The sequence below is a fragment of the Nitrospirota bacterium genome (genome assembly GCA_016180645.1).
In the GTDB taxonomy this organism is placed as follows: domain Bacteria; phylum JACPQY01; class JACPQY01; order JACPQY01; family JACPQY01; genus JACPAV01.
Genome location: JACPAV010000040.1, coordinates 44,257 through 51,585, shown reverse-complemented (window position 1 = coordinate 51,585; position 7,329 = coordinate 44,257). Strand labels below are relative to the sequence as shown.

The following is a 7,329-nucleotide window of genomic DNA, read 5'->3' as shown; positions in this document are numbered from 1 at the left end:
TAGTCCTCGGCCGCAGCCTGCGGCGCATGAACAGGAACCCCAAGTCCATCAGAAGCCTGGGCGATCAATATGTTAGAGTACATTAGTGGTTATATTTAGATGCTCTATGGACACCTCAGCCGCGGAAAGGTGCCTTCCGGAGCTGGGGAGACGAGTCCAAGGAAATAGCTTGCGGACCAGACCTCGAGACCCGCGTCCAGGAGCAGCCCGCAGCGAGACTTGCCCGGGTCCACAGACGCCCACGCATCCATGTTGATGAGGACCGCGGCTTCGCTCGCCATGAGATACCCCGCGCTCAAGGCCAACAGGGGACCGTACGCGTCCGGCCTCACCACCGAGCCGGACAGAATCCCCTCCCACACGCTTCGTCCCGAACCCGTGGTGCTCTCTTCGATCCGCGAGACGGTCTCGGCCCACTCCCGCCATGGTTCGGAGGGCGGTGCGGACAGATTCAGGATGAGCGCGCGATTTTTCTCAAGAATGTCGAGTCGCACCGCCGTGCTCGTGCAGCCCAGGAACGAATCACATTCAAGAACTCCTGTGGGGAGTTGCATGCCCGCCGGAGAATGCTCGATCAGAGTTCGGAGGTACCCGAGGTTGTAGCCGTAGATCGCCAGCAAGGCTGGAACAACCTCTCGCGATGCCGCAGACAAACTCGATTCGATGGGACTGAGCGCAGCCGCCAATCGATCCTCGGCAAGAATTTCGACAGCACGACTCGCCGAACCATCTGCGGGGACCTCCTGTCCCACTCCCTCCCACCCGAGGCCCCCGCCGGATGCGGAGAGTGCCCCTTTGAGCCAAATGCCTCCAAAGTATCCGGAGAGGTGGAGCAGCCCCAGGAGGGGACCCACCCACTGTCTCTCCGGCGGCACGGAGCACAAAGTATCGAACGCCCCGATGGGAAGCTCGCCCAGGAAGAACCCGGCCGCCGGGTCGCCCGCCCCGGGGTCAGCACAGTAGGAATTCGCTTCGGCTTGGAGCTGGACCGGATCGATGGCGAAGGACGGATCCTGGAGCGCCGGGAAGTTCGGAATCGAAAGCTCCATTCTGTCGCCGGATCGATGGCCACAAGCGGCGGTTCCGATACCCACCATTCCAGCGACAAACATGATCGCACACGACTTCACATTCATTCACGCATGACATGCCCCGCAATCGCGCCGGCGTCAACCTCATTTTCAGCATCTTGACAAAAAGGGAGGGTTGGGATACAAGTGGAAAATCATGAACAGGCAATCAGTCAACCGAATCGAAACGGCGTCGAGTCCGATGCCCCGCCCTGTTCATTTTTCTTCTTCTCTCTTCTGCTGCCGCTGTATCTGTAGATAGGGGCCACCCCCTGTCTGCGTAACCGCGGGTTTCATCCGCGGGGTGGTCCCTCCCAAAGACACAACAGTTCGTTGGTCTATCCACGTTCCATTTCCAAAAGGAGGAATCCATCGTGGAAGCGGCAGTTGATCTCAGAACGGAAAAACCCTCGCGGGAACGCCCCGAGGCGCGGGAACTTGTCCTTGAACTCCCCTGGGAGGAGATCGAGCAGGCGGCTCGCGGACTCAAGTTCGGCACCGTGGTGATCACGTATCACCAGGGCCGGCCCATACAGATCGAGCGCATCGAGCGCAAACGGCTGGGGTAACCCGGCGAAAAACAGGCCGACCGAACCCACGGAGGCGCAATTGAATGGCAAGGCGACCCGACCGGACGACCGGAGGATCCCGTGAACCCCGTAACAGGGGGTAACGAAAAGGAGCAATGTCATGTGGAACTCACGGTGGTTCGTGATGGCGGGCGCACTCGGTAGCGCGATCATGGGATTCGCGCCACCGGCACGCTCTGAAGAACAGTCGCCGAAGGCGACAACGGAGGAGCGGATCGAAGTCCTCGACCAACGCCTCCGAATCGTGGAACGGAAACAGGAGAACGAAAAGGAAGCCGCCGCCGAAGCGGCGAAAAAGGCCGGCCTCGTCGGCGCCGGCTCGGACGGTTTCTTTTTGAAAGCGCCGGACGGCAGCTACCAGTTCAAACTCCGTGGCTACATCCAGTCGGACGCCCGGCTCTTCTTCGGTGACGAGGACAAGTCGGACGTGAACACCTTCGTTCTCCGGCGGGTCCGCCCGAGCTTCGAGGGGACCGTCTCGAAGTGGTTCGACTTCCGGTTCCTGCCGGACTGGGGCAACGGGCAGGCGGCCGTGCAGGAGGCGTACCTCGATATCGGATACTGGCCCTGGGCCAAACTGCGCGCCGGGAAGTTCAAGGCGCCGTTCGACCTCGAACGTCTCCAATCGGGAACCGACATCGTGTTCGTTGAGCGGGGCTTCCCCACGTCGATCGGCCCGAACCGCGACATCGGGTTGCAGCTCTCCGGCGATCTCTCGGGCGGCGCCGCGAGCTATGCCCTCGGGGTATTCAACGGAGTCGTCGACGGCGGAAGCGGAGACGGCGATAACCATGACGCCAAGGACCTTGTCGGCCGCGTATTCGCTCATCCTTTCCGTAATACCTCGGTCTGGGCGGCCCAAGGTCTGGGTCTGGGCGCAGCCGTAACTTACGGCAACCAGCAGGGGAAAAGCGGCTCGGCCAACCTGCCCACTTACAAAACGCCCGGCCAGGCAACCTTCTTCAGCTACGGCTCCGAGGTGCTGGCCGGCGGAACCCGCTCGCGTCTGGAACCACAGGCCTACTATTACTGGAGGTCACTCAGCCTCGCGACGGAATACGCCCGATCCTCGCAGGAGGTCAAGAAGGCGGAAACGCACGTGACGTTGAAGAACGATGCGTTCCAAGCGGCCGCCACGTTATTCCTCACGGGAGAGGACGCAGGTTTCAAGGCGCCCAAGATCAAACGCCCGTTCGATCCGCCGGGCGGCGGGTGGGGAGCGCTCGAACTGGCCGCGCGGTACCACTTCCTGCGGGTGGACCAGGCGGCCTTTCCGGACTTTGCCGATCCTGCCAAATCGGCCCGGAGCGCCATCGCGCTGGCCGGCGGTCTCAACTGGCATCTGAACAAGAACATCAAGCTCGTCTTCGACTACGAACAGACGAGATTTACGGGAGGCGCGAAGGACCGAAAAGACCGTGAGAGCGAGAAAGTCGTTCTCAACCGCTTCCAAGTCGCGTTTTGAAAACAAGACACAAAGGAGAAACTTCCATGTTTATTCACAGCATCACTCGAACGATCGCCGCGATCACCCTGATCGCCGTTCTCGACATTCCCGGAGCGCCCGCGGCCTTCGCCAAAGGCCCCATCACGCTCCTCAACGTCTCGTACGATCCGACGCGCGAACTCTACCAGGATTTCAACGCGGCGTTCGCGAAGTTCTGGAAAGCAAAGACGGGACAGGACGTCGTCGTCAATCAATCCCACGGCGGCTCCAGCAAACAGGCCCGCTCCGTGATCGACGGGCTGGAGGCGGACGTCGTAACGCTCGCGCTGGCGTACGACGTGGACGCCATCAACGAGAAGGCCGGCCTCCTTCCAAAGGACTGGCAGAAGCGCCTCCCGCGCAACAGCTCGCCGTACACCTCGACGCTGGCCTTCCTCGTGCGCAAGGGCAATCCGAAGGGCATCAAGGATTGGGAAGACCTGCTGAAGCCGGGCGTTTCGGTCATCACGCCCAATCCCAAGACATCCGGCGTCGCGCGCTGGAACTACCTGGCGGCGTGGGGCTATGCCCTGCGGAAAAGCGGCGGCGATCAGCTCAGGGCCAAGGACTATGTGACCGCGCTCTACAAGCGCGTGCCGGTCCTCGACTCCGGCGCCCGCGGCGCGACGACCACGTTCGTCGAACGCCGCATCGGCGACGTGCTGATCAATTGGGAGAACGAACTCCTGCTGATTACGCGGAAGTTGAACCCCGGTGAATATGATCTCGTCGTCCCTTCCATCAGCATTCTCGCGGAGCCGACGGTGAGTCTCGTGGACAAGGTCGTCAACCGGCACGGGACGCGGGCCGTGGCCCAGGCGTATCTCGAGTACCTCTACTCGCCGGAAGGCCAGGAGATTGCCGCCCGGAACTTCTACCGGCCGGGCGATCCCACCGTGGCCGCCGCAACCGCCGACCGCTTTCCCAAACTGAACCTCTTCACCATCGATGAGGTGTTTGGCGGCTGGCAGAAGGCCCAGAAAACGCATTTCAGCGACGGCGGCATCTTCGATCAGATCTATCAGCCGGGGAGATGAATGGTGACGAATCCTCCCCTCAGTGCCCCCCCTCCCCCCTCCTCAGGGGGGTGGGGGGGATTTGCCCGGCCTCGCCGCCGCGTCCTCCCCGGGTTCAGACTCACGCTGGGATTCACGCTGACGTATCTCACGCTCATCGTGTTGATCCCGCTCTCGGCAACGTTTCTGAAAGCGGCCACGCTCGCCTGGCCCGATTTCCTGGGAATCGTCACGTCGCCGCGCGTACTGGCCTCGTATCGTCTCAGCTTCGGAGCCTCGCTCGTCGCCGCTGTGATCAACCTCCCCTTCGGGTTGCTGACAGCATGGGTGCTGGCGCGCTATCGGTTTCCAGGACGGCGGTTTGTGGATGCGTTCGTAGACCTCCCGTTCGCGCTCCCGACCGCCGTCGCCGGGATCACCCTCACCTTCCTGTTTGCGCCGACCGGATGGCTCGGAGCCCCGCTGGCCTCGCTCGGGATTCGCGTGGCGTACACGCCGCTGGGCGTGGTGGTGGCGCTCGTTTTCATCGGGATGCCGTTTGTAATTCGGACCGTGCAACCGGTCCTGGAAGCGTTCGATCCGGATGTCGAAGAGGCGGCGGCCTGCCTGGGCGCCGGCCGCTTCCAGACGTTCCTCCGCGTGATCCTACCGGGACTGGCTCCCGCGCTCCTCACCGGCTTCGTCCTGGCCTTCGCACGTGCCGTGGGCGAGTACGGATCGGTTGTTTTCATCGCCGGGAACATGCCGATGAAGACCGAGATCGCGCCGCTGCTCATCATCACGAAGCTCGAGCAGTACGACTATGCCGGGGCGACCGCCGTGGCCGTGGCGATGCTCATCGCTTCGTTTCTCCTGTTCTTCGCCGTGAACATTCTTCAGGCACGGAGCGCCAGGCGATGAGATCCGACGTTGCACGAAAGATGGACGCCGAGCCCGCGTGGGTCCGCAGGCTCCTGATCGGCACGGCGCTGGTCTTTCTCGGCCTGTTCATTTTTACCCCGCTCGTTGCGGTGTTCACTCAGGCGTTCCAAAAGGGCCTTGCGATGTATTGGGCCGCCATCCGGGAGCCGATGACTCTGGACGCCATTCGGCTGACTCTCCTCACGGCGGCCATCGTGGTGCCACTCAACACGCTCTTCGGATTGGCGGCGGCGTGGGCCATTGCCAAGTTCGAGTTCCGTGGGAAACAGACGCTCGTAACGCTGATCGACCTGCCCTTTTCCGTTTCGCCTGTCGTGTCCGGTCTCGTCTACGTCCTCCTGTTCGGTCTCCAGGGTTGGCTGGGCCCCTGGCTGGTGGAACACAACCTCCGAATCATCTTCGCCACGCCGGGGATCATCCTCGCCACGATCTTCGTCACGTTCCCCTTCGTCGCGCGCGAACTGATCCCCGTCATGCAAGAGCAAGGCAAGGAGCAGGAAGAGGCGGCCGCCGTCCTCGGCGCAAACGGATGGCAGACGTTTCGGAGCGTCACGCTCCCAAGCGTCAAGTGGGGTCTCCTCTACGGCGTAATCCTCTGCAACGCGAGAGCGATGGGCGAGTTCGGCGCGGTCTCGGTCGTATCCGGCCACGTGAGGGGGCTGACCAACACGGTCCCCCTGCACGTCGAAATTCTTTACAACGAATATCACCTCACTGCTGCGTTCGCCGTGGCTTCGCTGCTCACCCTTCTCGCCCTGGTGACGCTGGCCGTGAGAAGCATCATGGAATGGAAGACAAGGGAGGACATCCAGTGAGCATCGAAATCAGACGCCTCACCAAGCGATTCAACGGCTTTACGGCCGTGAACGACGTGAGCATCCAAGTGGAAACCGGGAGCCTGGTCGCCATCCTCGGTCCCAGCGGTTCCGGGAAAAGCACGCTTCTCAGAATCGTCGCCGGGTTGGAGATACCGGACGGCGGCGACGTTCTCCTCACCGGGAAAGAGGCCACCGGCCTTTCGGCCCGGGAACGCAACGTCGGGTTCGTCTTCCAGCACTACGCCCTTTTCGGGCACATGCGGGTGTGGGACAACGTCGCCTTCGGCCTCAAGGTGAGAAAGGCGAGGCGGACTGAGATCGAGCAGCGCGTTACCGAACTCCTCGAACTCGTTCAGCTCAAAGGACTGGAGCGCCGGTTCCCGTCACAACTCTCGGGGGGCCAACGGCAGCGCGTAGCGGTTGCCCGGGCGCTCGCCCCGAGTCCGGCCGTGCTCCTGCTGGACGAACCATTCGGGGCGCTGGACGCGAAAGTGCGGGAGGAGCTTCGCGAATGGATCAGGCGGCTGCACGAGAAAACGCGGACGACGACGCTGTTCGTCACCCATGATCAGCACGAAGCGCTGGAAGTGGCCGACCGCATCATCGTGATGAACCACGGCCGCATCGAGCAGGACGGCACACCGCGGGAGATTTTCGATCATCCCGCAACCAACTTCGTGGCGGAGTTCGTCGGCGAATCGAATTTCATGGAAGCGGACGTGGTCGAGCCCGGTCTCGCGCATTGGGGCGGATTCGAGTTCAGCGCCAACGGATTCCCTCCCGGCGGCAAGGTGCGGGTTTTCTTCAGGCCGCACGACGTGTACGTCACCTCCCGCCAGGAAACCATGCAAGTGCCGGCGCAAATCGAGAGCGCACGTTTCAGAGGGCCGGTGATCGAGTTGGTATTGGATGTCGGTGACGGAAAGCGGGTCATCGCTCACGTTCCCGAGGGGATCTCGGTGGCGAGCGGGTTCGAAACCGGCCGCGAGGTCTACGTCGGCATCACCGGTTTCAAGATCCTGCCGAGTTGGGACGAAAGGACTGTCCCTCCGACAGAATTGAAGTGCTTCAGGCTCCGTGCGTGATTCAGGCCAGAGGATTCTGCCAGCGGAGGCCGCGGAAACGAGCGAAATCGCCGTCGGTGGAGCAAAGCGTCAAGTCGTTGAAAATCACCTGGAGGCGTTGCCTTCCGCAGCAGCAATCGCCTCCGACACATCGTCGATGCCTTCGATCAAGCATCGGACGAGCGAAGCGGATTCTGTCCGATAAGGAATTCGGTTCAGCTTCGGCTCGGACAAATGCTTCAGCCCCTCTCGAAGAACTTCGTTCACCACGTCCTTGAAGCTCGCCTTGCGGGATTTCTGAATCCGGTGAAGCTTGGCGGCCACATCGCCCGCAAGGATCAATGTTTTTCGCATTCCCGAATTC

8 protein-coding genes are annotated in these 7,329 nt (G+C 62.1%); 6 read left to right on the top strand and 2 right to left on the bottom strand.

Going from position 1 to position 7,329, the window contains the following annotated elements:
- Window positions 1-104: 104 nt before the first annotated feature.
- Window positions 105-1,049 (bottom strand): hypothetical protein, encoded by a 945-nt coding sequence (locus HYT87_18250; GenBank protein ID MBI2061686.1) that lies wholly within the window; start codon window positions 1,047-1,049, stop codon window positions 105-107.
- A 395-nt stretch (window positions 1,050-1,444) separates the two neighbouring features.
- Here HYT87_18250 and HYT87_18245 point away from each other — a divergent pair, with 395 nt between their 5' ends.
- The 6 genes from HYT87_18245 to HYT87_18220 all read left to right on the top strand — a co-directional run bounded on the left by HYT87_18245 (window position 1,445) and on the right by HYT87_18220 (window position 6,986).
- On the top strand, window positions 1,445-1,639 hold the full coding sequence (locus HYT87_18245; protein ID MBI2061685.1) for a YezD family protein: 195 nt from the start codon (window positions 1,445-1,447) through the stop codon (window positions 1,637-1,639).
- Window positions 1,640-1,760: 121 nt separating this feature from the next.
- Window positions 1,761-3,125 carry a porin gene (locus tag HYT87_18240; GenBank protein ID MBI2061684.1) on the top strand — a complete coding sequence of 455 codons (1,365 nt, stop codon included), beginning with the start codon at window positions 1,761-1,763 and terminating at the stop codon, window positions 3,123-3,125.
- A 26-nt stretch (window positions 3,126-3,151) separates the two neighbouring features.
- Window positions 3,152-4,183, top strand: a complete 1,032-nt coding sequence (locus HYT87_18235) for a sulfate ABC transporter substrate-binding protein (GenBank protein MBI2061683.1) — start codon at window positions 3,152-3,154, stop codon at window positions 4,181-4,183.
- Window positions 4,184-5,062: a sulfate ABC transporter permease subunit CysT gene (gene cysT, locus HYT87_18230; GenBank protein MBI2061682.1), complete on the top strand. Its 879-nt coding sequence runs from the start codon at window positions 4,184-4,186 to the stop codon at window positions 5,060-5,062.
- Window positions 5,059-5,898: a sulfate ABC transporter permease subunit CysW gene (gene cysW, locus HYT87_18225; GenBank protein MBI2061681.1), complete on the top strand. Its 840-nt coding sequence runs from the start codon at window positions 5,059-5,061 to the stop codon at window positions 5,896-5,898. Before cysT ends, cysW begins: the two co-directional genes overlap by 4 nt.
- Window positions 5,895-6,986 carry an ABC transporter ATP-binding protein gene (locus HYT87_18220; GenBank protein MBI2061680.1) on the top strand — a complete coding sequence of 364 codons (1,092 nt, stop codon included), beginning with the start codon at window positions 5,895-5,897 and terminating at the stop codon, window positions 6,984-6,986. The genes cysW and HYT87_18220 overlap by 4 nt, the downstream gene beginning before the upstream one ends.
- An 84-nt stretch (window positions 6,987-7,070) precedes the next feature.
- Here the strand turns inward: HYT87_18220 and HYT87_18215 are convergent, their stop codons facing one another.
- Entirely contained in the window at window positions 7,071-7,319 is a 249-nt protein-coding gene (locus tag HYT87_18215) for a hypothetical protein (protein ID MBI2061679.1), read from the bottom strand.
- Window positions 7,320-7,329: the final 10 nt, after the last annotated feature.